The sequence below is a fragment of the Mesorhizobium sp. B2-7-1 genome (assembly GCF_006440735.1).
Taxonomy (GTDB): Bacteria; Pseudomonadota; Alphaproteobacteria; order Rhizobiales; family Rhizobiaceae; genus Mesorhizobium.
This window is the reverse complement of the sequence record NZ_VFUA01000014.1, coordinates 44,932-70,946: the sequence shown is the minus strand read 5'-3', so window position 1 is coordinate 70,946 and position 26,015 is coordinate 44,932. Positions and strand designations below refer to the sequence as shown.

Below are 26,015 nucleotides of genomic sequence, written 5' to 3'. Positions count from 1 at the left end.
TGGTCAGGAGGCGTCGTCGCCGGGCTTCGGACAGGCTTCGCGGTCGACGCTCATTCCCTCCCATCGCACCACCTTGCCGCTATCGATGCCAAAGAGGTCGAGCGCGCGGCCGACGCTGTGGTCCACCATCTCTTCAAGCGATCGCGGCTTGGCGTAAAAAGCAGGCACAGGCGGCATGAGGATCGCGCCCATTTCGGCGAGCGCGGTCATGGTCCGAAGGTGCCCGAGATGCAGCGGAGTTTCGCGCAGCATCAGAACGAGCTTACGGCGTTCCTTCAACACCACGTCGGCGGCGCGGCTCATGAGGCTGGAGGTGACGCCGGAGGCGATCTCGGACATCGTCCTGACGGAGCAGGGCGCGATCAGCATGCCGAGCGTCCGAAAGGATCCGCTGGAAATCGAGGCGCCGATGTTTTGAACGTTGTGGACGACGCTTGCCCGTTCGGCGATCTCCGCCGGACGCATGCCCAGTTCCTGAGAAAGCGTCAGATGCGCCGACCGCGTCACGATCAGATGGGTCTCGACGCCAGCGGCCCTGAGCTGGTCGAGTGCCCTGATGCCATAGACGGCGCCGGAGGCGCCGCTGATGCCAACGATGATGCGGGGGGGCTGTGGCTCGCCCGTGCTGCCCTGCCAGGATGAAGCCGATCCGCTCACGCGTTTTCGAACCAGTCCGCGAGATCGACCTTGTCGGCAAGCCGGATCTTCTTGCGTTCGAATTCGGCCTTGCGGTGAAATGGCTTGGTGGCGTCGACAAGCAGGCGCCCCCAATGATCCTTGGCTTCGTCGCGATAGAAGGAAGGCGTATCGGGAATGATGATCATATCCTTGTCGGGGCGGCAACGGGTCAGGGTCGCCCACATCACGTCGTCCATGCTGTAGATGTTCACGTCCTCGTCGACGACGGTGACCACCTTGGCCCAGATCGGTTCGGCCCCGATGGTTGCGAGCATCACCTGACGGGCGTGGCCCTCGAACTGCTGGTCGACCTTGATCACAGCATGATTGACAAAGGGCTGGCAGGTGACATCGAGAATGCCGGGCAGCGCCGCGCTCAACCGCTGGAAGATATTGGCGGACACCGACAGTTCCAGCGTCAGCACCTCTTCGGCCGAACCGCACAGGATGCTGTGGAACATGGCGTCGCGCCGCACCGTCACTCCCAAAACCTCGAACACCGCATTCGGGCCTTCAGGGACGTAGTAGCCCATGAACTCGCCGAACGGGCCTTCAGGCCGACGTTCGTTTGGCAGGAAGCGGCCCTCGATGACGATTTCGGTGTCGGCGGGAACCTCAAGGTCGATATGCTTGCACTTGCGCATGGCGATGGGGCTGCCCTTCAGCCGCGCCGCGACCTCAAGCTCGTCCACGTCATAGGGCAGCGGAGCCGCGGCGGTGAGGAAGGATGTCGCCGGTGCGCCGATCAACATCGCCGCCTCCAGCGGCTTGCCCATTTTTTCGGCCTTCTCATGATAGATGGTGAGGTGATGGCGCGGTGCCAGGCGGCAGCGCAGTTCGCTGTCGTTCACATACATCGAGCGGTGATAGGACAGGTTGCCGACCCCCGTCTCGGGATCCTTGGCAATGAACATGGCCGAGGTGAAATAGGGCGCGGCGTCGCGATCGGAGTAGGTGATGAGCGGCAGTTCAGACAGCTTGCATTCGGTCAGTTCCGGATCCTCGACCTTGACGAAGGGTTCGCCGACGCTTGCCGAGCCGAGATTGGCAAGATTGCTCCACTGGCGACAGAAATCGGTGGAATCGATGCCGATCACCTCCGCCAGGCGCTCACGCGAGCCATAGACGTTGGTAATGACGGGAAAGCGTGTGCCCTTGACATTGGTGAAAAGGATCGGCTTGCCCCAGCGCTTCTGGGCCACATGGGTGACGGCCGCCAGTTCATGGAACGGGTCGATCTCCTTGTCTACAACAAGCAGGTCGCCGCGTTCACGCAAGCGGGCAACGTAGTCTCTCATCGGATTCTCCTGGATGCCGCGGCGCTTCGCTGCTGAGTGCTGCCGCCGCGGTTCGGTGTGGCTTCATGCGAACTGCGCAGCCGGTAACGGTCGCCCGGATAGAGGAAGCGGCTGCGGGTGACGGGCACGCCCTCGCGCCACGTGCGGCGATCGAGCAGAAGGCAGGGCTGGTTGCCGTCGATCTCAAGGGCGCGCCTGCTTTCCTCGTCGGCCCGGATGGCCCGGATCGTGTTGTCGACAAAGGTGACTTCGGTTTCCCGCAGGAGATAGGCGTGGGGCGTGATGCGGGTGAAGTCCTGCTTCAGGTAGTCGGGGGCCTCGGCCGGGTTGACGAAGCGGTCCTCGATCTGGATCGGCGTTCCGTCTTCCTTGTGGAGCAGGCGTGAGTGGCAGACCGGTCCGTCATAGGGCAGGGGCAGCATGCCGGCGAACGGACTTTCGGGAGGCACGAAGCCGAGAAACAGCACCTCGCTGGTATGCACGCCGCCACTGAGGGCGATTTCCTCGGAGACGTCGGGCAGGTCAAATATGGCGCACTGCATCCGGGGGCCTACGACGAAGGTGCCGCGACCCTGGATGCGAACCAGCATGCCTTCCGACTGAAGCTCCCGCAGAGCCCGACGTACCGTCAGGGAAGAGGCGCCGAATTCCTCGGCCAGAGACTCTTCGGAAGGCACCCGGAAATCGGCAGGCCATTCGTCTCCGCGTATGCGCTTCTCAATGGCCGACTTGATCTGCTCGTAAAGGGGCTGCGAATTTTGAAGTTCGTTCGCCATTCCTCTCTCGGTCCCCATTGTAATATCATATGTTGGATGGATTGATACGACGAGTTTGGGCGGATTGTCCAGCATCATTTGGTTGGCGGAGATCGCTGCGAGGCTGGAATCGGCGGCAAATTTACAGAAAACTTGCGAAATCCGAGATCATCGAGAACCCATAGCGCTTCCTCCAAACAGCAAATCCCAACCGCTTGACAATGGCTATGAGTCACTTATCCTATCATATAATTTTTGATGTAATATATGAATTTGAAGCAGCCATTGGCGCGGGAAGGTGGGGAATGAGCAGCGATATCGTTCGACATGGCGAGAACAATCGCATGAGCCTTGCCGTGGAGGCGGGTGGCTTCGTTTTTCTGGCTGGCCTCACCGCGGTCGAGACGCGCGGGGGCACGGTCGCCGCGCAGACAAAAGAGATACTCCAGAGGGTCGACCATCACCTCGCCCAAGCGGGAACGAGCAAAGCGAATCTCGTTAGTGCGCAGATCTGGCTGGCCGACGCCGCTACTTTCAACGAGCTCAACACTGTGTGGGAGGCATGGGTCGCCGATGTCGGTAAGCCCGTTCGCGCCTGCGTGGAGTCGCGCTTGGCGGACCCTGCTCTTACGGTGGAAATCATGGTCACAGCTTGGCGGTGAGCGGTCAGCAACTATCGATGGATGAGATGTCTTTAGCGCGCGGCATGGCCGCCAAGGTCTCGGTGGCCCTGCGGCCGAACGATGTCTCTACAGAACGCAGTGATGCGGCGGCCTGATGGAAGCGACATCCACACGCGACTGGGATGTGATCGTTGTAGGCGGGGGTATCGTCGGATGCTCCGCGGCATATTATGCCGCCAGGAGTGGAATGCGCGTCCTGCTTGTGGAGCGGGACGCGCCGGGGTCGGCGCAATCCGGCCGCAACCTCGGCTTTGTCCGCCAGCAGAACCGCGACTTTCGAGAGCTTTCGCTGATGATCGGCGCGCTGTCGATATGGGAAGAACTCGAAGCGGAACTGGGGTGTCGGGTAGGGTGGCAACAAGGCGGGAACCTGTCTCTGGCGTTCAGCGAGGCGGATCTTGTTTCCCGGCGTGCCTGGCAACAGCGCGCGGCTGAAGAGTTTGGCCTCGACACGCGGATGCTGTCGGCAGCGGAAACCCACGCGCTGGTGCCTCAGCTGGCAACCGATTGCGGCGTGGTCGGAGCGATGTACACGGCTAGTGACGGGAAGGCCGAGCCTGCTCGAGCGACCCGGGCATTTTTTGATGCGGCGCTCAGAGCTGGAGTGGCATTTGCTTTCGGTGAGTCGGTCACGCGTATAGAAACCAGCGCTGGAAAAATCTCAGGTGTTCAGGTCCGCGGTCGGCTTTACCGCGCGGGCACGGTAATCATCGCCGCAGGGGCCGGGAGTGCCGCCCTCTTGAGGAAGACTGGATTGAATCTGCCGCAGGAGTTCATCCGGGCGACGGTCGCAAGGACGGTGGCAAGGCCCGAACCGCGCATAGCGGCCTGCGTCTCGGGTCAACATACCGGGATCCGTCAAGATCTGAACGGAGCCTATCTGATATCGGTCGCGGGAGGTGAATATGACCTGCGGCTCGATTCCTGGCGTCATATGCGGCGGTATGAGGCCACGCGAAAGTCCAATCCCGATGCGGCTCGCATAGATTACCTTGCGCCGATCAAGCGGCTTTTTCCATTGCGGGTGCATTTGCCGGTCGCCGACTTTCCGCCCAGCCGCGACAACCCGCATCCGGAATTCTTTCGCGTGGAGCAGGCAAGCCGCGAATTCTCCCGGCTCTTCAAGACCTTGGCCGATCTGCAGATCGAGACCTGCTGGGCGGGGATCATCGACACATTGCCGGATGTCGTTCCAGCCCTGGGTCCCGTCGAAGGGATACCAGGCATGCTCGTCGGAACAGGGTTCAGCGGTCACGGCTTCGGGCCGGGTCCGATGGCCGGAAAGGTTCTCGCGGAGCTCGCGGCGGACCGGCAGTCGCCCGTCGATATCTCGGCCTTGTCCCCAATGCGCTTCGTAAGAAACTAGATCTCGTCGAAGGCAGGATGAACACTGCGGATCAGGGTGTTGGGCGGTGGAGTCTCTCTCGCCGGAACTCGTCGCGGGCTCGTGCCCAGCCGGATCTTGGTCTCGATCTGATGAGCAGGCGCCTTGGCCGCTTCATATGACGATTGCCAACCCAACAGCTCGGCCGGACAGACCAGAGGAGGGGTAAGCCATGCAGCGCGGAAGCGGAGCGATCCGCTTCCGGGATTGTCCGTCAGCCCGGGACTACAGAGCCGGATCTGGATGCGGTGATCTCGATCTCGACTCGCGCGCCTGGAGCAGGAATCTGGCAGATGAGAAAGGTGCTTGTCGGTCTGATGTCGCCAAAGACCTCACCAAGAACCGGTATGACGGACGATGCCGCCTCGGCGTCTGTAACGAAGACGCGGCTAACGATGGCATCGGCCAGGCTCGATCCCGCCTGGCGAAGAGTATCGTTGATCGACGACAGGGCATTTCGTGCCTGCTGGGCTGGGTCCTCGGGAAACTCGTTCGTGACGGGATCGCGTCCGGTCGTGCCTGAAACGTAGATGGTGCTGCCATCGATGACGGCTTTTGCGTAACCGGCGATGGCTTCGGACGGGGCTCCGGAAAAGATTCTATTGCGCATGAAAATTCCAATCTCTGATTGAGTGATGCTGCCGATGGGTAGGAAGGCCCATCGTTCCCTGCGCATCACAGAAGAGGGAGAACGCAGCTTTGGTGCGACCCGACAGGGCGCCCAAAGTCAGATCGGCCCAGCTGGGTTGCGCCTGTTGACTTCGCGTGGTCGGTTCACCAGGCGCCGAAATTAGGCATTGTGACCCAAGGCTCCGCCGGCGCCAGCGGCGCACCTTTCTGCATCAGCTCGATTGAAATGAGGTCGGGCGACCGGACAAACGCCATGCGACCATCTCGGGGTGGCCGGTTCAGCGTAACGCCGCCCCTCACCAGCCGCTCGCAGACCGCATAGATGTCGTCCACTTCGAGGCCCAAATGTCCAAAATTCCGGGCCGATCCATAGTCCTCGATATCCCAATTGTAAGTGAGCTCGATCTGAGGCGCGTTGTCCCCGAGAGCCTCGATGTCGTTCGGAGCGCAAAGGAAGACCAGCGTGTAGCGGCCTTTTTCGTTCTCCATGCGCTTCACTTCGACAAGCCCGAGCTTGTGCACGTAAAAGTCCAGAGCGGCATCCAGATCGCGCACCCGCACCATGCTGTGGTTGAACTTCATCCTATCCTCCGCAATTGATCGGCTCAGCACATTGCTATACGCACACGCGGCCAATTTCCATATTAAAAATTATCGGTAATAATATTTTTGATGAGTGCTGCGGACTCGACCCCCTTGCTGGGGCATCAAGCTGTCGACGATCTCCAGTGTTTACAAGGCTTTGAGTTCCACCATCGGCAGCGCAAGAGGAGGGTCTTAGCGTTCGCCGCATAGGGCTGAGATCTCGGAAAGTGGCGGTGAGGCATCCTCCAACGGCAAAGCAGGCCCCAAGCTTGATTAAAGGGATATATTAATGTAGTATAAAAAATATTGTTTTGCACGGAGGGGCAAGTGTCGACTCTTGAGGTGATTGGCCGGGTAATCATTGGCGGCTTTTTCCTGATTGCCGGCGCTCGGCACTTTCTACATTTCAAGCAGCGGATCACTGCAGTGAAGACCAGCTATGGCTGGCTTTTGCCGGCGCCGATCATGGCTGCCGGGTTCGCGGCTCAGGCGTTGTCAGGCCTGGCGCTGATCGCCGGATACTGGATATTGCCGGCGGTGTTTGTGCTGATCGCCTTCCTCGTGGTGGCGACCCCGCTATATCACAACATGTTCATGTATAACGGGACGGAACGCGACCGACATTTCTACATGATCCTGGTCAATTTCTCACTCGCGGCGGCGCTGCTGCTTATAGCGGCAGACGCGGTCTAAGCATGACCTCAGGGTCCGAAGCGTGTTCAGGCGTCATGCCCTATCTCTTCGATGAGGTCCGGATGATCCGGGGCCGGTATGGTCCGAGATCATCCGGCTGCAGGCGTCGTCCGCTGGCGCGGTAATCCGCCGACCTCGTGCGGCAGAATGTAAGGAGGCAGGCCGATGGTTGCGGCTGACGAAGCGTGCGACGTCCTTATCGCGGGATCCGGCTCGGCCGGCCTTGCCGCGGCGCTTCATGCTTCCGCCTCGGGGCTATCCACCCTCATTGTCGAACGTGCCGGTCTCGTCGGCGGGACGACGGCGATTTCCGGAGCCGCCATATGGGTTCCGGCGAACCACCGTGCCGCCGCCGCGGGTCTGTCGGACGACAGGGAGCGTGCCCTGACCTACATCCGGGCTGTAGCTCCCGACGGCTGGAAGGAGACCGAAGACGCACTCTGGCGGAGCTTCGTGAATGACGCTCCGAACATGCTAGCTTTTCTCGAAAAAGAGACACCCCTGCGCTTCTCGCTACTCACGGAGGCCGATCCTTATCTCGAACAGGCGGGGGCTTTGCATATGGGGCGGATGCTTTCGCCCGGGATACTGCGAAGGAAGTTGGCCGGGCCATATGCCCGGCTCCTGCAGCCCCCCACCCTGCCGCATGTATTCACCTTCCAGGAGATGCTTGAACTCGACCCATTCCACCATCCGCTCGAAGCCGCTTTCAAAACGTGGCCGCAACTGCTCTGGCGCTGGCTGACGGGGGCCAGGGGAATGGGAACCGCTCTCGTCACAGGGTTGCTCAAAGGTTGCCTTGATCATGGCTGCCGGATCGCACTCGAAACCCGCGCGATCGCCCCGATCGTCGAGGAGGGGCGGGTGAGAGGGCTGGTGGTCGAGGCAGGTGGCCGGAAACGGAATATCCTGGCCCGCAAGGGAGTGGTCCTGGCCACCGGTGGATTTGAATGGGACGCTGAATGGCGGGAAAAGCATTTTCCCGGACATTGCGATTTCCTGGGAAGCCCGTCGAGAAATGATGGCGACTCTCATCGCATCGCTGTCGAGGCTGGCGCCGAACTCGCTCACATGGATCAGGCGAACATCACCGGAGGCCTGCCACTGACCGCCTCACGTCGTCCATTCGGCATCAGCTCCTTCTTTCATCAGGAACCCAACGCGATTGTCGTCAACCGCCATGGCCGGCGTTTCGTCAGCGAATACCGTTTCAACCTGGGCGAAGTCATAGATGAACGCGATCCCTCCACGGGGCAGCCGGCACATCTGCCGGCATGGCTGGTCAGCGATCAGGCGTTCCTCGAAAACTCGCCCATCGTAAGGTACTTTGCAGCGCGCAATCCGGGTTGGATCAGGCAGGGGCAAACAATCGCGGTGCTAGCCGAAGCGACCGCACTGCCGGCTGATGAACTCGCGCGGGCGATCGAGCGCTTCAACGCGTCCTGTGCTTCAGGCGTGGACGAACAATTTCATCGCGAGAATACGGTAGCGGCTCCGGCGAAGGCAGGTCCCGAGAGAAGCCGCCTGTTACCCATCCAAAAGGCTCCCTTCCTCGCAATTCCATTCAACCGAACTATCGTCTCGACCAAGGGCGGACCTCGAACCGACGCGGGCGGCCGCGTGCTCAGACCGGATGGAAGCTTGGTGGAAGGTCTCTATTGCGCGGGCGCGGCGATGGCTAATCCGTTCGGGACGTGGGCGGTTGGAGCCGGCACCACGCTTGGACCCAACATGACGTGGGGCTTCATCTGCGCGAAGTCTATCATCTCCGCGAACGACTGAGCCGTTCGAAAGGTGCCTGAAAGGGCGGCAGGTCGACGACCGCGCGACTGCCCGTCAAACGAAAGCAACCCGGCGCTGCCGAGTGCTGAAAGGCACGCCGGCCAGCGCGACGATTCTCGGCGGCTCGCACTGACTCATGATGGCGACGCCCCATCCTCAAGGGATGAAAGTTCGGGAACGGCTACGCCGCTTCGACAATGCCATCGCCGCGGGTGGCAGGCGTCCGTTTTGGCCGGCATGCGCCTGTTCAGATGATGCGCGAAAGAAATGCACGTGTCCGCTCCTGGCGGGGGTCGCCGAAAATCAGCTTCGGCGGGCCTTCTTCAACGACCATCCCGCCGTCCATGAATACGACCTTGTCTGCCACCTCTTCGGCAAAGCGCATCTCGTGGGTGACAACGATCATCGTCATGCCATCGGCGGCGAGCGAACGCATCACGTCGAGCACCTCACCGACGAGCTCGGGATCAAGCGCGCTCGTCGGCTCGTCGAAAAGCATGAGCTTGGGCTTCATCGCCAAGGCGCGGGCGATCGCCACCCGCTGCTGCTGCCCTCCGGAAAGCTGATCGGGATATGCATCGAGCCTGTTGCCCAGCCCGACCCGTTCGAGAAGCGCGATCGCCTCGGCGACAACCTCCTTGCGTGGGCGCTTTTGAACCAGGATGGGGGCCTCGATCACGTTCTGCAGCGCTGTCATATGGGCAAACAGATTGAAGCGCTGGAAGACCATGCCGATGTTGGATCGCCTGACGGAGATTTCGCTTTCCTTGAGTTCGTGAAGTCGATCGCTCCTGCGGCGGTATCCCACCAGGTCGCCATCGACATAGAGCGCGCCGGAATCGATCTTCTCCAGATGATTGATACACCTGAGCAAAGTCGACTTGCCTGAACCGGAAGGGCCGATCAGGCACACGACCTCTCCGAGTTCGACATCGAAATCAATTCCCTTGAGGACCTGGAGCGCGCCAAAGCTCTTGCCCACCTGAACGGCGGAGACCATGGGCATTGTCATTTCGGATTCCTTGTGACTGAGCCGCCGAACATTCTTCTCGACCAGGATGTCGTCACCGTGCGGTTTCCCCGGGCAAACCGCTTCTCTATCCGTCCCTGTATCGCCGTCATCACAGAGGTTATGGCCAGATACCAAACGCAGGCGACGAGCAGCAGCGGAATGGTCTGGAAGGTACGGGACGAGATCGTCTGGACCGAATAGAGGAGGTCGGATAGCGCGATGACGCTGACCAGCGATGTCATCTTCAGCATCCCGATCGTCTCATTGCCGGTCGGCGGTACGATGACGCGTACTGCCTGCGGGAGAACGATCCGCCTCAGAATCTGTCCCGGCCGCATTCCCAGCGCCCGAGCAGCTTCCTGTTGCCCTTGATCCACCGACATGATGCCGGCGCGGACGATCTCCGCCATATACGCGCCCTCGTTGAGGCCGAGGCCGAGCAGGGCGGCGGAATAGGGTGTAATCAGATCGTTGGCCGAACCTCTGAAGAAGGTCGGACCGAAGGGTATTCCGATGACAATTTCGGGTATCAGAAATGCGAGATTGTACCAGAAAATGAGCTGCACGAGGATCGGTGTTCCGCGGAAGAACCAAAGGTAAAGTCCGGCCGGGATGCTGAGAAAAGGGTTCTCGGAAATCCGCATGACCGCGAGAATGACGCTCAGCACAATTCCAATGCCCATTGCGGCAACGGTCAGCCAAAGCGTCAACCCGAGTCCTTGCAGGACAACCGGCTCAAACAGGTTCGCGAGGACGACGTCCCATTCAAAGTTGGGATTGGTGACTATTCCATACGTCAGCCATATCGCCACTGCTGCCATTATGGCCCCGGCGATCCACCTGCCGGGCTTGCGGACAGGAACAACCGTCAAATTGTGGTCAGACGCAAGATTGCGTTGCAGCCGCTTTGCTTCCGCTTGGTCGAGCGGTGTTTCAGGCACGAGACTGTCGAATTTTCGCGCTTGCATGGCTTCCAACGTTACCTCCCATGCGCCTTCGTCTTGCAACAAGAGTCGGCGCTGTCTTCATCGAAGTCCAGACGGTTGGCCCGGCCGGTTCTTTCCGGCTTCGATTCCCGATTGGGCGATCGGAGCCGGAAAGCTGCGGAGCCAAGGCAATGATGGACGCTTATGCCTTGACGATTTCGGATATCAGTTGGCGGTCGCGCCCTTGGAGACCAGATTGATGCCGGGCGTCTTCAGTTTCAGAGCCGCGATATCCCACTTGTCAAAGATGCGGTCATAGACGCCTTCGTCCATCAGCGCTTTCGTTCCGGCCAACAGCGCATCGGCCAGTTCCGTGTTTTCCTTCTTCACGATGAAGCCGTCGATCTGCTTCGGCATCACATCCAGCACGATCAGCTTCACCGGCCTAGACGACTGTTTCTTGATGTACGCGGCGGCGGATGCATCGTTGACCAAAAAATCGACGCGACCCGAAAGCAAGGCCAGGATCGTGGCATCAGCCGAAGCGAATTCGTTCGTGCTGATCGGCGCCTTGCCGTTCTTTACGCAGAGAGGCGAAAGCAACTCCGTAACGCTCTGGACAAATGTCGTGCCCTTCTGCTCGCCGCTTTTCAGGCCGCATAGGCTCAGCGGGTCCTTGGTTATCGGACTGTCCTCACGCGTAAAGATGCCGTTGATGGAAATCGACAGATCAACGAACGTCACCTGTTTTTCACGCTCGGCAGTGTCGGATATGCACTCCATTGCGGTGTCGTAGCGACCGCTCTGGACGCCTGGAATGAGGCCATCGAAGTTGATCGATTCCGCCTTGACCTTCACCCCTAGCTTCTTGCCCAGAGCATTCCAAAGGTCCGGCTCCCAGCCGACCATCGTGACATTGTCCTCCGCAAAACTCTCGCATGGAGGATAGTGCGCGTCGGTCGCCAGCTTGATAATTCCGGACTCCTGGATGCTCTTGGGCAGCATTGCGTGCAGGGCCGGGTCGGTCTTGACCGAAGCGGTAATAGCATCATCGGCAAGCGCCATTGTCGGCCTGCCGAGCAAGAGAGTAGCCACGGCCAGGAAGCCGATCGAAACTGCACTTATCACTTTCTTCATTTTACTTCCCCTTTGCTGGTGAGGTTGGGAGGTTCGCCCCCCTGGTGCTGATCACCCTTTCTGCTGAGGGTGCTCCTGCCGGTCGGGAATCGATTCCGTGGACCGGCCAATTTGCTCGCGTAAGCCAGGATTGGCTCATGCGCTTCCCGACCGTCGTTTTCTCAAATCGGTCAGCGAATAGCGCGTATGGATGGCCTCGGGATCGAGGACGAGCTCGATCAGCGCGGGCTTGCCGGAGCCGATCGCGCGTTCGAATGCCGGAGCGAAATCGTCGGTCTTCCGCACGCGGTCAGCATGGGCGCCGTACGCTTCTGCAAGCATGCAGAAGTCGGGATTCACCAGGCTGGTCCCGTTGATACGGCCATCGAGCCTATTTTCCTCGTGGATACGAATCGTCCCGTACATGTTGTTGTTGAAAAGCAGGATGATGACGTTGGCACCGTATTGGATGGCGGTCGCAAGCTCTTCTCCACACATCTGGTAACAGCCGTCGCCGACGAAATTGACGACGGTCCGGTCCGGGTAAAGCAGTTTCGCCGAGATGGCAGCCGGAAGGCTGTAGCCCATCGAGCCGCTGATCGGACCAAGCTGCGTGTGCAGCTTATGATGGGCGAAATATCTCTGACTCCAGGTCGCGTAGGCGCCCACCCCGTTCGTCACGATCGCATCATCGGGCAACCGGTTTCGAAGCCATTTCATCATGTTCGGCAAGTCGATCGGACCCGGACATGGTCCCGGCGTTGTTTCCATTTCGAAGGTTTTGCGCAGCCGGCGGACCCATTCCGCTCTCGCGGCATGCTCGACCGTGGGCAGCCTGGCGAGCGCGGCTGCGAACGCATCGTTGTCGGCAAGTATCGCGAGATCGACCTGAAAGACCCGGTTCAGTTCTCCGAGGCTGTTCGTCACATGGACGAATTTTTGCTTGGGCACGGGGATGTCGAAGAGCGTGAAACCCTCCATATACCCGGCCCCTATGGTGTTCACATCACTGAGCGCGTCATTGACCATGATGACGAGGTCGGTCTCCCTGATATGTGAAAGCAGGGCAGGGTTGGCGCCGATGCCGATCTCTCCGGCGTAGCATTCCAGCCGATGGTCGATGATGTCCCGGCGTCGGAACGTGGTGACGACCGGCACCCGGCAACTCTCGGCAAACCGCTGGATGTCGTCGCGCGCCTGCTCGGTCCAGCCGGAGCCGCCGACGATGACGACGGGTCGCTCCGCGTCGGCGAGCATGCCGCGGACCTGCTCCATGTCGGCCGGGCCCGGTATCCCCACGGAGGCTCGCGTATAGGGCTTTCCGCCCGCAACGGCGCATTCCTCCTCGATCACGTCTTCCGGCACCACAAGGACGACCGGGCCCATCCGGCCGGTCATGGCCGTGTGATAGGCGCGTTGGATGAATTCCGGGATGCGTCTTGGGTCATCTATCTGCGCTACCCATTTCGTCATGGGCGCGAACATCGTACGGAAATCGTAGGACATGAACGCTTCGCGCTCCATCAATCCTCGTTTCACCTGGCCCACCACCAGGATCATCGGCGAAGAATCCTGGTAGGCTGTGTGCACGCCGTTCACGGCGTTGGTGGCGCCGGGACTGCGCGTGACAAATGCGATGCCGGGCCGTCCGGTCAGTTTGCCGTAGGCTTCGGCCATCTGAGCCGCGCCGTTTTCGTGGCGGCAGGTGACCGTGCGGATTTCCGGATGGCGGCAAGCCAGGGCATCCAGCACGGGAAGAAAGCTCTCGCCAGGTACGTGGTAGACGAGCTCGACTCCGTTGAGCCTGAGTTCATCAGCGAGGATCTCGCTGCCTTTTCGCTTCATCATTTGCGCACCCACTCCTGGCCCGACTCCGATCTGCCCTGGTCGCCTTCAACCGATGACAAAGGGATTTTCGATTTCCTTGGCCATCGATAGCCACACCGCCTTCGTCTGGAGGTATTCGCGAATGCCTTCCACGCCGTTTTCGCGCCCAAGGCCGCTTTTCTTGTAGCCACCGAACGGAGTCGTGTAGGAGATGTCGCGATAAGTGTTGATCCAGACGCTGCCCGCATCGAGCTGCTCGGACATGCGGAGCGCACGCTTCATATCCGATGTCCAGACGCCGGCCGCCAGGCCGAACTCGCTGTCGTTCGCGATCGCTACCGCCTCTTCCTGTTCGTCGAATACGATCGTCGAAAGGACCGGGCCGAACACTTCCTCGCGGGCAATCCTCATATCGTTTTTGACGCCGGTGAATATGGTCGGCTCTATGAAGAACCCGTTCTCGCACTCGGCAAGCTCGGGTCGCTTGCCTCCCAAGACGAGGCTGGCGCCCTCCTGCCTGGCAATATCTATGTAACCCAACACCCTGTCGTACTGCATCGCGTTGGCAATTGGGCCAATCTGGGTCTCTGCCTTGCGCGGATCGCCAACCCTTGCCGCGCCGCTGAAGGCGGAGAGCTTCTCGACGAACTGGTCGTGGATGCGCCGTTGCACGAGCAAGCGCGAGCCGGCGATGCAGGTCTGTCCTGTCGCTCCAAAAATGCCTCCGACGACGCCGCGCACGGCATTGTCCAGATCAGCATCGTCGAAGACTATATTGGGCGATTTGCCGCCCAGCTCGAGGCTGACCCGTTTCACGTCGCGAGCCGCAAGCGAATACAGATGCGCTCCAGTTGCGGTCGAGCCCGTGAAACCCAAGTGTCGCGTCAATGGGTGCGTGACGAGCGGCTCGCCAATTTCCTTGCCGAACCCGGTCACGACGTTGATCACGCCGGGCGGGAAGCCAGCCAACTCGACCAACTCCATGAGCTTCAGGGCGGTGGCGGACGTATGCTCCGCCGGCTTCATGACGATGGTGTTCCCTGCCGCGAGAGCGGGCGCTGCCTTGAGCGAGAAAAGCAGCAAAGGCGCGTTCCATGGAACGATGCCTACGCAAACCCCCAAAGGCTCCGGACGGGAATAGCTCAGCGCTGGCTTGTCGCAGGGATGGACGACGCCTTCGATTTTGTCGGCGAGGCCCGCATAGTAATAGTACCATTTGGGAATGTAGCGGATTTGATGCCGCATTTCCGCGAGCAGGCGGCCATTGTCGCGCACCTCGATCTCCGCGAGCGCGTCGGCACGTTCTTCGATGAGGCTGCCAAGCCGATGAATGAGTTTTCCACGCTCGGAAGGATGCATGGATCGCCAGGGGCCTTCCCTGAAAGCGCGATCCGCAGCGCGGATGGCGCGGTCGGCGTCCGCTGAATTTCCTCTCGGCACCAGCGCCCATGGCTTGGCCGTGAAAGGATCCACCGTCTCGAAGTAATCCCCTGATGCCGGCTCGACCCATTCGCCGCCGATATACATCTTCATTTTGCTGAGCTCGCCGGCCATCCCGTTCTCCTGCTTTCCCTTGTCCAGTGTCTCTCCCGATGGCCTGATCGGACATTGGTGAGCGCTTTAGGCATCTTTTCTTTGTGGTAGTGATATCATTTTATGGAGAAAATACTTATGATTTGTGCTTGTCAAGAGCGCGGAACACGGAAATAAGGGGCGTGGAGTGGGGAAAAGGGCCGCATGATAGGTGGCTAAAGAGCCCAAAATGATATTAGTGACGTTAAGCACCCGAAGTTTTGGGTGAACGACGCTCCATCCGCGGCATGCCCGGATCAGCCGTCATCGTGAAGCGCAACCCCGATGGTGAACAGCGTGCTGATTTTCGATTACAGCCGCGAACAGCCATTCGCCGCGCAATTTTATGCCTCAGCGCTGACGGTACCTATGGCTGGAGTTACGTGCTGCTTCGTTAGACCTGGAGGTGGTCAGCGAGTGAGTGAAGTGGCGATTCCACATTGGACGCGCGCAGTCTGCGTTTTGCGGGTGTCGGCTTTCTGCCCCAATCTTCCGAAAAGCTGACGGTTCTCTTTCGGCCCCTTAACCTGTCAGTGCGGCAAGCGCCTAAGATCGGGCATTAAGAAGGCCCTCTCACGTCCTGTAGCGGCTTGCCGGGAAACTCGGATAGGATCAGAATCGCCCCTGATGCGCTGAAGTGGTGGTCTGATAAAAAGGCCGAGCACGGCGAGCTAGCTACCTAAATAGCCGAATTTCACGCTGATCTTCGAAGCGAATTCTTTCACCAGCGGCACGATGCTCGCCTCGACATCCGCGTGCCTGCTGGAGATCGCCGCCACGTCGAGGGCGGCGATGATCTCGCCCGATGCGTTCTGGATCGCTGCCGCCACACCGATAGAGCCTATGTCCATTTCCTGACTGGAGATGGCATAGCCGCGCTGGCGGGTCTCGCGAAACAGCCGGCGAAGATGCGTCTTGCTGATTATAGTGAACGGCGTCAGCTTCACCAGTCTCTCACCGGCGAGATATCGATCGACGGTCTTGGCGTCTCTGGCGCCCAGCAGGACGCGCCCCATCGCCGAGCAATAGGACGGCACGCCGCCCGAAAAAGGAGAGTCGTAACGGACCGCGCGGTTCGCGACGCATTTTGCGATGACCTTGAGCATCAGATCCTGGTTGAGGATGCCAAGCATAACCGTTTCGCCGCATCGGTCGCGCAAGTCGCGCATGTAAGGTTCGGAAAAGGAGATCAGCTCCGCGTCTGGACCGCTCGCCCAGCCCGGACCGTTGCGAAAGGTGGCATGCAGCATGTAACGACCTGCATCGTCGCGCCTGGCGTACCCTTTGGCGACCAGCGTCGCCAGCAGTCCATGGGTACTGCTGGGCGGATAGCCCAGATTCCGCGCGATCTCCTTCAGGAATAGTGGCCCCTTCGCCCTGCCCAACAGCTCCAGGACATCCAGTATTCGCGCCGCGCTCTTCACCATGGTATTCATATATCTGAATGACTTTCCGATTGTTGAACGACATGGAACCTGTTCCTAATAGCTCCGGCAAACGACATTCAAGTCAAATTTTCGATCGACGCAACTTCCGAAGGACCTGATGGCAGACGATAGATCAAGGGCAGGCGGCGAGGGCACAAGCGACCGGCCGGACCCCATTTCCATGGAACTGATCATGAATTCCCTCGGCGGAATCTGTGAGGAAATGGCCGATGCGCTTGTCAGATCGAGCCGTTCTCCGAACATCAAGGAGCGGCGCGATTGCTCCTGCTGCGTCTATACCGCCAAGGGCGAAATTGTAGCGCAGGCCGAGCATATTCCGATCCATCTTGGCGTGATGGCCGGTGCCCTACGGTTCATCCTGGAAGACTTCAGCCCCCGGAATATGCGTGAGGGCGACGTCTATATGGTCAATGATCCTTACTTTGGAGCCAATCATCTTCCCGATTTCATCATTGTCGGCCCTCTGTTCGTAGGAGGCAGTGTTGTCGGTTTTGCCGCCAGCATGGCGCACCATACCGATGTCGGCGGCATTTCGCCGCGCAGCATGCCGGCGAACGCAACGGAGATTTTCCAGGAGGGTTTGAGAATACCGCCGGTCAAGCTGGTGGATGCCGGCGTCCTGAACGAAGCGGTCGAGCGCATCATCGTGACCAATTCGCGCTTGCCGGAAGAGCGCCGGGCCGATCTCATGGCGCAAGTGGCGACCATCGTCGTCGCCCAGAAGCGGTTGCAGGAAATGGGCGCTCTCTATGGCGCCGGCGAGATCGTCGCGACGATGAGCGACGTTCTGGATCGATCCGAAGCGGCGCTGCGCAGCGTCATCGGCGCGCTGCCTCGCCAGCGGTTCCAAGGGGTGTCGCTGGCTGATTTCGGCGGCTCGGCGATCCCGGTCTGCGTCGCGATCGAACCGCGGGGCAATACGCTGGTGATCGATTTTTCCGACACCGGCGGGCAGACCTCCAGCCCCTTCAATTCCAGCGTGGCGGCAACGCTCGCCTGTGTCTTCATGGCGGTTCGCATCACTGTCGCGGAAGGCCTCGCCGTCAATGCCGGCCTCTATCGGGCGATCGAGGTGAAGCTGCCAACCGGCACGATCCTCAATCCGTATTTTCCGGCCGCTATTTCTGCCGCGGCCCAGGTGTCCTACCATACGTTCGAGGCGCTGATGGCCGCATTTGCTGTACTCTATCCCAACCAGGTCATTGCCGGCAGTGGCGGCGGCGGCGTGTTTTCGTTCGGCGGCACCAACCCGGAGACGGGTCGTCTTTTTGCCTATGGCGAGGCGCTTGGCGGCGGGTCGGGCGCGAGCGTCTCGGCGGATGGTGAAAGCGGCATGATCCCGCCCATCGCCAATCTTCATGACACACCGGTCGAAGCGCTCGAAATGAGTCTGCCGGTCAGAATAGATCGATACGAACTGGTCGAGGACTCGGGCGGCCCCGGCAAGTTCCGTGGCGGCTTCGGGCTGCGGCGCGCCTTTCGTATGTTGACCGACGTTCGCTGCTCCTTCCAAGTCAGCATGCCAACACATGGGCCGATCGGCCTGGCCGGAGGGCAGCGCGGGCGTCGGACGGAAATCGTCATCACCGATCCGTCCGGAGCGATGCGCCGGATCGACCGCTTTTCGGAAATCACCGTCGACAGCGGCACGCTGATCAATATCGAGACCGCCGGCGGCGGCGGATATGGCGACGCCGAAGAGCGCGACGGGCAGGCGCGGCGGGACGACGCGCGGCGCGGATACGGATTCACACCGCAGGTGCCAGCATGAGCCGCCTCGTCGCAAGCGCCGATGTCGGCGGAACGTTCATCGACGTGGTGGTCGCTGACTTCCGGAACGGCGCGACGCGCATCGCGAAAGTCCTGCATCGCAAGGGCAACCAGGGTCCGGATATTATCCGCGCCATAACGGCACTGGTTACCGAGATGGGCCATGGCATCGATGCCGTCGAAACGCTTGTCGTCGGCACGACAGTGGTAACGAACGCCCTGCTGGAGGCGAAACTCGCGCGCACCGCGTTGGTGACCACCAAAGGTTTCCGCGATGTGATGGAGATCGCCCGGATGCACCGGCCTTCCTCCTACGATCTCCACAAACGCCGCTCGAGGGTGGTCATAGAGCGGGAGCTTCGGCACGAAATCGACGAACGCCTCGACCATCACGGCAACGTGCTGACTGTGCTCGACCCTGCGCAATTGCAGGACCTCGTTGTCGAGATCAAGGCGCAGCAGGTCGACGCGGTCGCCGTTTCGCTGCTCTATTCTTTCCTTGACCCCGCGCATGAGCACGCCATCGCGGACGCGCTGTCGGAGCTCGGCGTGCCGGTATCCCTGTCATCCGACGTCCTGCCGGTTTTTCGCGAATATGAGCGCACGGTCGCGACCGCGCTCAACGCAGCGACCAATCCGGTCATGGGCGATTTCCTCGAGGGATTGGCGCGCATCGAGGCGCAAGGGGCAGCCCGCACGTTCGTGATGAGTTCGGCGGGCGGATCGATGACCTTTTCCGAGGCGCGCCGCTTCCCGATCAAATGCGCCATGTCCGGGCCGGCGGGAGGGGCGGTAGGCGCGCAGGCCTTCGCAAGGTTTCACGGTCTGCAGAGCCTGCTGACGCTGGATGTCGGCGGCACCAGCACGGATATCGCCATGCTGCGCGAGGGGAGGATTCCCAGTACGAACGAGCGCGTCATCGGAGGCTATCCCGTGGCCGTGCCCTCCGCCGAGATCGAGACAATCGGGGCAGGCGGCGGTTCATTGGCGAGCGTGGACCGCGCCGGACGTCTGATGGTTGGTCCTGAAAGTGCCGGCTCGATGCCGGGCCCGGTCGGCTACAGCCTCGGAGGTAGCCAGCCGACGGTCACCGATGCCCATCTGGCACTGCACCGTCTGGGTGAAAGGAGCATGCTGAAGGGCGAGTTCGTTCTCGATCGTGCCGCCGCCATTGCCGCGATCGAAACCGAAATCGCCAAGCCGTTGAACGTCACGTGGCAGCGCGCCGCGCATGGCATTTTGGAACTGGCGAACGCCAACATGGCACGGGCCGTCAGGATGATGTCCATAGAGCGCGGCATCGATCCCAGGACCTCCCGCCTGCTTGCATTCGGAGGCGCTGGCGCCCTGCATGCGGTTGATGTCGCCAGGCAGCTGAAGATCCCCCGCGTCATGGTCCCGTTCTATTGTGGCGTCTTTTCCGCTTTCGGGATCCTGTCCGTCGAAGCGAGCTACGACACCCAGCGCACTTGGCGAAGGCCGCTGGGATCGGTGACGATGGCGGATATTCGATCCGTCACCGAAGAGATGAAGGCGCAGCTGGAGGCGCGGGCATGCGAGGACCACTCCAGCACTCCCGAGCTTAGGCATCTGTGGATGCTTGAGATGCGGTATATCGGGCAATCCTACGCAATCGCCGTGGAACTGGCCGTGTTCTCTGCGGAAGGTCTGGAGGCGAGCAGGCAGGAATTCTTGCGCGAGCACATGGCGCGTTATGGCCACGCATCGCCAACCGACGCGGTGGAGATCATCAACCTTCGCCTGACGACTACCGTATGCGGCGAACACATCCGGGATCATCAGCCGCCAGCGGGTCCCACTGTCGCCCCCTGCGCTCAGGCCACTCGTGAGGTATGGTTTTCGCCGGAAGCGCCGATGACGTCCCGGGTGTTTTCCCGGAACGACTTGCCCGACGGCTGGACGCAGAGTGGTCCGCTCATCATCGAACAACTCGATTCCGTGACAGTGATCGGTCCCGGAGATGTGGTCGAGGTCATTCCCCGAACGCGAGCCTTGGCGATCACGCTCGATAAATAAAAATGTCCTTCAGATGGAGAACCCGATGTTCAAGAAATCCCCTTCTTTCCTGCTTCGCGGCGCGTTTGTCGCGATGGTTGTCCTCGCCGGTTCAGCAGCCTCGCCAGGGCTCGCCGATGAGGCGCTCGCCAAATTGTCGGTCGGCGCCGATCCGGATTTCCGGCCGATTTCCTTCACGGGGCCGGACGGCACCCTACAAGGCTACGATGTCGATTTCGCTCAGTCTCTCGGCAAGCACCTGGGCGTGCCGGTCGATTACCAGGGCATGGCCTGGGACGGCATCATTCCGGCTCTTCAGGCCGGCAAGATCAATGCGATCACCAACATGGCCATTACCGACGCCCGCAAGCAGGTCGTCGATTTCTCCAAGGCGATCATGAGGCAGTCCATTGTCGCGGTAGTGAAGGTCGGCTCGCCGAACCAATCGGTCGGCCCGGACGATCTGGCCAAGCTGAAGGTCGGTGTCATGACCGGCACGTCGGCGTCGAATGCGCTCGCGGCGATGCCGGGTGTGTCGCCAACGACCTACAATACCATTATCGATGCCTATAACGATCTGTTGCTCGGCCGTATCGACGCCGTCGTGGTCGAGAGCGTCAACGGAAGCTATCTGGTCGAGAGCCAGTTCAAGGGCAAGCTCGTAGTCGTGGACAAGCCTATTACTCAGGAAGTCACCCTAAACGGCGTGGCGCTGCGCAAGGGGGACAAGGCGCTCGCACAGATCGACCAGGCGATAGACAAGATGAAGGCCGACGGCAGCTTGAAGGAGATTTCCATGAAATGGTTCGGCAACGCAGCGAACGTGCCGGAGTGATTGGGTAGCGCAATGGTCGCAAATGACGTCCGCTATACCGAGGTCCTGCGGATCGAGGCGCTTGGCAAGTCTTTCAAGGGAACGCCCGTCCTCTCCAATGTGAATTTGACGGTTCACCGCGGAGAGACAGTCGCCATTATCGGACCCAGCGGTTCGGGAAAGACGACGCTGCTGCGCAGCGTCAATTTCCTGGCGCCCTACGACAGCGGAAAGATCCTACTCAATGGCAAGCTCATGGGCTATGTCGAGCGCGGCGGCCGGCTTCAACCGGATACCGACGCGAACATAAGCCGCCTCCGTCGCTCGACCGGCATGGTGTTCCAGCGCTTTGCGCTGTTCCAGCACCGTACGGTCCTGCAAAACCTTATCGAGGGGCCGGTGCATGTGCTCGGCCTCTCCAGGGAATTGGCGTGCGAGCGAGCGCGGACCGCCCTCAAGACGGTCGGCCTGAGCGACAAGATCGACCAGTATCCCGCCCGACTGTCGGGCGGACAGCAGCAGCGCGTGGGCATAGCGCGCGCTCTCTGCATGGAGCCCGACATATTGCTGTTCGATGAGCCGACCTCGGCGCTCGATCCTGAGCTCGTGGGCGAAGTGCTTTCCGTCATGCGGCAGTTGCGCGGACAAAACCGCACCATGCTGATCGTCACCCATGAAATCGGCTTCGCCGCAGATGTGGCGGATCGGGTCGTCTTCATGGAGGCTGGCGCCATCATCGACGATCGGCCTGCTCGCGAATTCTTCGGCAAGCCGAACAACGCTCGCATCGAGGCCTTCCTGGCCCGCCACCGCAACGAACGCAGTTCGAGCATCTGACGAAAGGGCGAGACGCGTGATCGAATTCGCCGCAACTTATGCCGGCCTCTATTTCAAGGGGCTGCTGCTTGGGCTTGGTCTTACCGTTGCGGCCATGGCCGGAGCCTTTCTCATCGGATTGTTCGTCGCGCTCGCGCGGCTGTCGCAACGCGGGTGGCTGCGGGCGGCCGGCGGAGCCTATGTCGCTCTGTTTCGCGGCATCCCGCCTCTCGTCCTGCTTTACCTTGTCTATTTCGGATTGCCCGCCTGGGCGGCTCAGGTCGGAAACCCGTTCCTTATCGCCCTGCTGGGGCCGTTGGATAACCGCCTTCTGGCCGCGACCCTTGCCTTTTCGGTCAATGCCGGCGCCTATACGACCGAGATCATCCGCGCCAGCATCCAGGCGCTGCCGGCCGACCAGATGGAAGCAGCCAAATCGATCGGGATGACCCACGGGCTTGCGATGCGGCGCATCGTCCTGCCGCAGTCGCTCCGCATCGCCTTTCCTCCGCTCTGCAACGAATTCATCGTCATACTCAAGGGCACTTCACTTGCTTCGGTTATCGGCGTGACGGAACTCATGCGCAGCGCGCAGATGGTTGCGGCCGCGACTTTCCTGAATCTACAGGCTTATATTCTGGCGGCTATGTTCTACGTCGTCGCTGTCATCGTCCTGCAGACCTTGTCCTCGCTAATAGAATTGAAACTCCTGGCCGGCAGCACGACAGGAGATTAGGTGTGGATGCCCCACCGGAATGCCCGCTTCTGGTGGCTTAAGCCTAGAAGCCGCCGGTGCACTCTCGGCCCCAAAGCCGTGAGGCCGGAATGCGTCGCATCGCAGTCATTAAGATCGGGTGCTTGTCGGCTGGAAGCGGACACTCGGATCAGCTTCCGGCAGCGGAGGGCTCTTACCGTGGTACCAGGACGTCGAAGTGTCTAGCGCCTCACTGGAGCCGTGCTTTCCCTGACGATCAGTCGGATTGCCAGTTCGCGTTGCCTCAAATGCAGCCGCTGCGACGGCGATGCCAGGATGTAGTCCGCGGCGATTCGGCCCATGTCTCGCGCCGGCACCTCCAAGGTGGTCAATTCTGGTGAGGTGAGTTCCGCGATTTCCAGATTGTCGAAGCCAACGATCGAAACTTCTCCGGGGACCGCGATCCCGGCGGCGTGACAATATTTGATGGCGCCGGCTGCGAGGATATCGCTGCCGCAAAATACCGCCGTCGGCGTTGTGCCTTCTTCCATCAGCCGCTGCATGCGCCGCCGTCCGTCATCCAGCCTGTAGGCTCCTTCGACAACCGGAACCCTTGCGGGGTCGATGCCTGCCCGCTCAAGTTCATTCAGGAAGCCGTCGCGGCGGCCTGCTGCACGATCATTGTCTTGGGTGATGCCTGCGATCATCCCGAACTGGGTGTGGCCGAGGTCGAGCAAGTAGCGTGCCGCAGTACGCCCGGCCTTCTCGTTGTCGAACCCTACTGCGGCGCCCGACTCGATTGCCCTCGATGTGTATGTGTAGACGTAGTCGATACGCTTCTGCTCAAGCATTGCGAGCGTGGCTGGCAGGTGCGTAGACCCAACCAGCACCACCGACTCGACCCCCCGTTCGACCAGCAAGCGAGCCTGCTCGTATTCGAGATCGATGTCGTAGCCCGAGGTGTTGATGATCAGCGAGACGTCCTTTTCGGACAGCCGGGCCTGAAGCCCGTCAACCATCGTGGCATAAATCGCGTGGTCCAAAGTCGGAATGATGGCGCCGACCAGTCTTGTTCGCGTGGATCGCAGCGCCCTGGCGGAGCCATTGGGCACATAGCCAAGCTCCCGGGCGGCTCGCACCACGCGATCCCGGACGGCCTCATTGACGTTTGGATTGCCATTCAGGACGCGCGAAACAGTGGCCGGCGAGCAGTTCGCAAGCCGGGCCACGTCAACCAGTTTGGCGCCGCCGTCTTCGATATCCATTGAGTATGGCCACTGCCGATTTCGAGAAACCGTTTTCTAGATCGCATAATTTCTTTCAGATCGCCACATGTCTTTTTCAGAGAGACTCCCGGAATCGTTGTTGACAGCAACAAGAAAAGCTGTGAAAACGATTTCACAAATGCGCAACCATAGCGCTGCTTCAAGGGAAGAGACATGCTCAGCGGGATCAAGGTCGTCAGCTTTTGCCATTTCCTGCAGGGCCCGGCAGGCGCCCAATATCTGGCCGACATGGGTGCCGACGTCATCAAGGTCGAACCGATAGATGGCGCTCATGAGCGTCGTTGGTCGGGTGCGGACGTCTATGTCGACGGCGTCAGCGGCTTCTATCTCTGCGCCAACCGCAACAAACGCTCCATAGGCATCGATCTCAAGAGCGCCGAAGGCAAGGAGGTCACGCGCCGGCTGATCGCCGAGGCCGACGTGGTCATGGAGAATTTCCGGCCGGGCGTGTTCGCCAAGCTGGGCTTCGACGAGCAAGCGCTTCGCGCGATCAATCCCACGCTGATCTTCGCCTCGGCGAGCGGGTTCGGCGCTAGCGGCCCGATGGCGCTGAAGCCTGGTCAGGACCTTCTCGCTCAGGCACGGTCAGGTCTCATGAGCGTCACCGGCACCCCGGATCGGGGCCCAACGCCGGTTGGGGCGGCAATCGTCGACCAGCATGGCGGCGCGCTGCTGGCGATGGGCATCCTGGGCGCGCTGGTGCGCCGACTTCGTGATGGCAAAGGCACGCGCGTCGAAGCCAGTCTTATCAACTCGGCGATCGATTTGCAGGGGGAGCCTCTTGTCAACTATTTTGCGGGCGGGATGAACCGTGACGTCCTGAAGCGAGAAAAGAACCTCGCCACTTGGTTTCACGCAGCGCCCTATGGCGTCTATCCCGCCACCGACGGCCATGTTGTGATCTCGCTCTGCGATCCCTCGGTGCTGGCCGAAGCGCTCGGCAGCGATGGTCTGCGCCAAGTGGCGGACGTCGACCGATACGCGGATCGGGACGAATACGCTCGCCGCTTGGCCCAGGCCACGGCGATCTTTTCTGTAGCGGACCTTGCTGACCGCTTCGATCGCCACGGCATCTGGTGGGCGCCGATCAACTACTATGACGATCTGCTGGCTGATCCGCAGCTAAGCCACGCTCAGGTGTTCCGCCAGGTCACCGTGCGGGGCCGCACCATCTATCTGGTCAATCATCCCAACCGCTATGACGGCGAGGTGCCGGCACTGCGCTGCCTGGCCCTCGAGATTGGCGAGCACACCCGCGAGATCCTGCACGAGCTCGGTTATGCCGAGGGCGAGGTCAAGAGCCTGTTGGCCTCGAAGGCAGTGGTCGCCGCGAGCGGTGTCGGCGCTGCCGTGGAAAGGAAGGCATCATGATGCTGAACCAGACTGCGGTCCGGGACATGGCTGAACGGCAGTCCCCCGGCGACCGCGGTCTTGCGGTTGTCACAGGCGGCCGACGCGGCATTGGCCGCGCCATCTGTTGCGAGCTTGCACGGGTGGGCTTCGATATAGCAATCGTCGATATTGTCGATGACGAGAATGCCAGCGAGACTGTCGATCTTGTGAGCAGGCTCGGGCGCAACAGCGCTTTCTACCGCAGGGACATCTCCGAGACGTCGGGCAACGCGACCTTTGTCGAAGGCCTTGAACGCGACCTGGGCGAGATCACGTGCCTGGTGAACAATGCCGGCGTGCAGGTGAGCGTGCGCGGCGACCTTCTCGATGTCACCGAGGAAAGCTTCGACCGGCTGATCGGTGTCAACCTGCGTGGCACATTCTTTCTCACCCAAGCCGTCGCGCGCGCGATGCTTTCAAGGCCGCAAGCCGCGTCGGAGCGATCGGTCGTGACGATCACCTCCGCCAATGCCGGCCTCGTCTCGCCGGAGAAGGGCCCATATTGCATATCGAAGGCCGGGCTCTCGATGGCGTCGCAACAGTTTGCGATCCGCCTGGCGGACGCCGGCATCCGGGTACACGAGATTCGCCCCGGCTTGATCCAGACCGACATGACCGCAGACGTCTACGAGAAGTATTCGTCGCAGGTCGAGGCAGGTGAGTTGTCGGCGATCCGGCGATGGGGCCAGCCGGACGACATTGCTCGCGCAGTCGCGACCTTAGCCGCAGGCGGCCTGCCGTTCAGCACCGGAGACATCTACCACATCGGTGGCGGCATGCAGATCCACCGCTTGTGAGCTTTTTTGAGCATAGCCTGAAAACGATTTCTTGAGGCTCA

General features: G+C 60.8%; 23 protein-coding genes. 11 read left to right on the top strand and 12 right to left on the bottom strand.

The window, feature by feature from the left end:
* Positions 1 to 3 precede the first annotated feature (3 nt).
* The 3 genes from FJ471_RS08425 to hutC are packed head-to-tail and all read right to left on the bottom strand — an operon-like array spanning position 4 to position 2,752.
* Positions 4 to 657: a UbiX family flavin prenyltransferase gene (locus FJ471_RS08425; RefSeq protein ID WP_140802712.1), complete on the bottom strand. Its 654-nt coding sequence runs from the start codon at positions 655 to 657 to the stop codon at positions 4 to 6.
* Positions 654 to 1,976: a UbiD family decarboxylase gene (locus FJ471_RS08420; RefSeq protein ID WP_140802711.1), complete on the bottom strand. Its 1,323-nt coding sequence runs from the start codon at positions 1,974 to 1,976 to the stop codon at positions 654 to 656. Before FJ471_RS08420 ends, FJ471_RS08425 begins: the two co-directional genes overlap by 4 nt.
* Positions 1,973 to 2,752, bottom strand: a complete 780-nt coding sequence (hutC, locus tag FJ471_RS08415; protein ID WP_140802710.1) for a histidine utilization repressor — start codon at positions 2,750 to 2,752, stop codon at positions 1,973 to 1,975. Before hutC ends, FJ471_RS08420 begins: the two co-directional genes overlap by 4 nt.
* Positions 2,753 to 3,036: 284 nt before the next feature.
* Here hutC and FJ471_RS08410 point away from each other — a divergent pair, with 284 nt between their 5' ends.
* Positions 3,037 to 3,393 (top strand): RidA family protein, encoded by a 357-nt coding sequence (locus FJ471_RS08410; protein ID WP_246684651.1) that lies wholly within the window; start codon positions 3,037 to 3,039, stop codon positions 3,391 to 3,393.
* Positions 3,394 to 3,508: 115 nt separating this feature from the next.
* Complete coding sequence (locus tag FJ471_RS08405; RefSeq protein ID WP_140802709.1) at positions 3,509 to 4,780, top strand: FAD-binding oxidoreductase; 1,272 nt, start codon at positions 3,509 to 3,511, stop codon at positions 4,778 to 4,780.
* A 232-nt stretch (positions 4,781 to 5,012) separates the two neighbouring features.
* On the opposite strand, the gene FJ471_RS08400 is transcribed toward FJ471_RS08405, so the two are convergent.
* Together FJ471_RS08400 and FJ471_RS08395 are read right to left on the bottom strand one after the other, a co-directional pair.
* Entirely contained in the window at positions 5,013 to 5,408 is a 396-nt protein-coding gene (locus FJ471_RS08400; protein ID WP_140802708.1) for a RidA family protein, read from the bottom strand.
* A 164-nt stretch (positions 5,409 to 5,572) separates the two neighbouring features.
* Entirely contained in the window at positions 5,573 to 6,010 is a 438-nt protein-coding gene (locus FJ471_RS08395) for a VOC family protein (protein ID WP_140802707.1), read from the bottom strand.
* A 330-nt stretch (positions 6,011 to 6,340) separates the two neighbouring features.
* On the opposite strand from FJ471_RS08395, the gene FJ471_RS08390 reads away from it, so the two are divergent.
* Entirely contained in the window at positions 6,341 to 6,706 is a 366-nt protein-coding gene (locus tag FJ471_RS08390) for a DoxX family membrane protein (RefSeq protein ID WP_181179246.1), read from the top strand.
* Between the two features lie 165 nt (positions 6,707 to 6,871).
* Positions 6,872 to 8,488 (top strand): FAD-dependent oxidoreductase, encoded by a 1,617-nt coding sequence (locus FJ471_RS08385; RefSeq protein ID WP_140802705.1) that lies wholly within the window; start codon positions 6,872 to 6,874, stop codon positions 8,486 to 8,488.
* A gap of 247 nt (positions 8,489 to 8,735) precedes the next feature.
* On the opposite strand, the gene FJ471_RS08380 is transcribed toward FJ471_RS08385, so the two are convergent.
* From FJ471_RS08380 to FJ471_RS08355, 6 genes are all read right to left on the bottom strand, one after another.
* Complete coding sequence (locus tag FJ471_RS08380) at positions 8,736 to 9,500, bottom strand: amino acid ABC transporter ATP-binding protein (RefSeq protein ID WP_140802704.1); 765 nt, start codon at positions 9,498 to 9,500, stop codon at positions 8,736 to 8,738.
* Positions 9,497 to 10,468 (bottom strand): amino acid ABC transporter permease, encoded by a 972-nt coding sequence (locus FJ471_RS08375; protein ID WP_140802737.1) that lies wholly within the window; start codon positions 10,466 to 10,468, stop codon positions 9,497 to 9,499. The genes FJ471_RS08380 and FJ471_RS08375 overlap by 4 nt, the downstream gene beginning before the upstream one ends.
* A 183-nt stretch (positions 10,469 to 10,651) precedes the next feature.
* Positions 10,652 to 11,563 carry an ABC transporter substrate-binding protein gene (locus tag FJ471_RS08370; protein WP_140802703.1) on the bottom strand — a complete coding sequence of 304 codons (912 nt, stop codon included), beginning with the start codon at positions 11,561 to 11,563 and terminating at the stop codon, positions 10,652 to 10,654.
* Positions 11,564 to 11,698: 135 nt separating this feature from the next.
* A complete protein-coding gene (locus FJ471_RS08365) occupies positions 11,699 to 13,387 on the bottom strand; it encodes a thiamine pyrophosphate-binding protein (protein ID WP_140802736.1) in 1,689 nt (562 codons plus the stop codon).
* A gap of 48 nt (positions 13,388 to 13,435) precedes the next feature.
* Positions 13,436 to 14,923, bottom strand: coding sequence for an aldehyde dehydrogenase (locus tag FJ471_RS08360; RefSeq protein WP_140802702.1), 1,488 nt, complete (start codon positions 14,921 to 14,923; stop codon positions 13,436 to 13,438).
* A gap of 689 nt (positions 14,924 to 15,612) precedes the next feature.
* Complete coding sequence (locus tag FJ471_RS08355; RefSeq protein WP_140802701.1) at positions 15,613 to 16,377, bottom strand: IclR family transcriptional regulator; 765 nt, start codon at positions 16,375 to 16,377, stop codon at positions 15,613 to 15,615.
* A 172-nt stretch (positions 16,378 to 16,549) separates the two neighbouring features.
* Here FJ471_RS08355 and FJ471_RS08350 point away from each other — a divergent pair, with 172 nt between their 5' ends.
* The 5 genes from FJ471_RS08350 to FJ471_RS08330 are packed head-to-tail and all read left to right on the top strand — an operon-like array spanning position 16,550 to position 22,541.
* Complete coding sequence (locus FJ471_RS08350) at positions 16,550 to 18,160, top strand: hydantoinase B/oxoprolinase family protein (protein ID WP_181179244.1); 1,611 nt, start codon at positions 16,550 to 16,552, stop codon at positions 18,158 to 18,160.
* Positions 18,157 to 20,196 (top strand): hydantoinase/oxoprolinase family protein, encoded by a 2,040-nt coding sequence (locus tag FJ471_RS08345; RefSeq protein WP_140802699.1) that lies wholly within the window; start codon positions 18,157 to 18,159, stop codon positions 20,194 to 20,196. Before FJ471_RS08350 ends, FJ471_RS08345 begins: the two co-directional genes overlap by 4 nt.
* A gap of 25 nt (positions 20,197 to 20,221) precedes the next feature.
* Positions 20,222 to 21,010, top strand: coding sequence for an ABC transporter substrate-binding protein (locus FJ471_RS08340; protein WP_181179242.1), 789 nt, complete (start codon positions 20,222 to 20,224; stop codon positions 21,008 to 21,010).
* Between the two features lie 12 nt (positions 21,011 to 21,022).
* Positions 21,023 to 21,826, top strand: a complete 804-nt coding sequence (locus FJ471_RS08335; protein WP_140802697.1) for an amino acid ABC transporter ATP-binding protein — start codon at positions 21,023 to 21,025, stop codon at positions 21,824 to 21,826.
* 16 nt (positions 21,827 to 21,842) lie between these two features.
* Positions 21,843 to 22,541 (top strand): amino acid ABC transporter permease, encoded by a 699-nt coding sequence (locus FJ471_RS08330; protein ID WP_281408516.1) that lies wholly within the window; start codon positions 21,843 to 21,845, stop codon positions 22,539 to 22,541.
* A 200-nt stretch (positions 22,542 to 22,741) separates the two neighbouring features.
* Here FJ471_RS08330 and FJ471_RS08325 read toward each other — a convergent pair whose 3' ends face one another.
* Positions 22,742 to 23,764 (bottom strand): LacI family DNA-binding transcriptional regulator, encoded by a 1,023-nt coding sequence (locus FJ471_RS08325; RefSeq protein ID WP_140802695.1) that lies wholly within the window; start codon positions 23,762 to 23,764, stop codon positions 22,742 to 22,744.
* Between the two features lie 174 nt (positions 23,765 to 23,938).
* Between FJ471_RS08325 and FJ471_RS08320 the strand changes: the two genes are divergently transcribed.
* Both FJ471_RS08320 and FJ471_RS08315 read left to right on the top strand, forming a co-directional pair.
* Entirely contained in the window at positions 23,939 to 25,156 is a 1,218-nt protein-coding gene (locus FJ471_RS08320) for a CaiB/BaiF CoA-transferase family protein (RefSeq protein ID WP_140802694.1), read from the top strand.
* On the top strand, positions 25,153 to 25,974 hold the full coding sequence (locus FJ471_RS08315) for a 3-ketoacyl-ACP reductase (RefSeq protein ID WP_140802693.1): 822 nt from the start codon (positions 25,153 to 25,155) through the stop codon (positions 25,972 to 25,974). The genes FJ471_RS08320 and FJ471_RS08315 overlap by 4 nt, the downstream gene beginning before the upstream one ends.
* Positions 25,975 to 26,015: the final 41 nt, after the last annotated feature.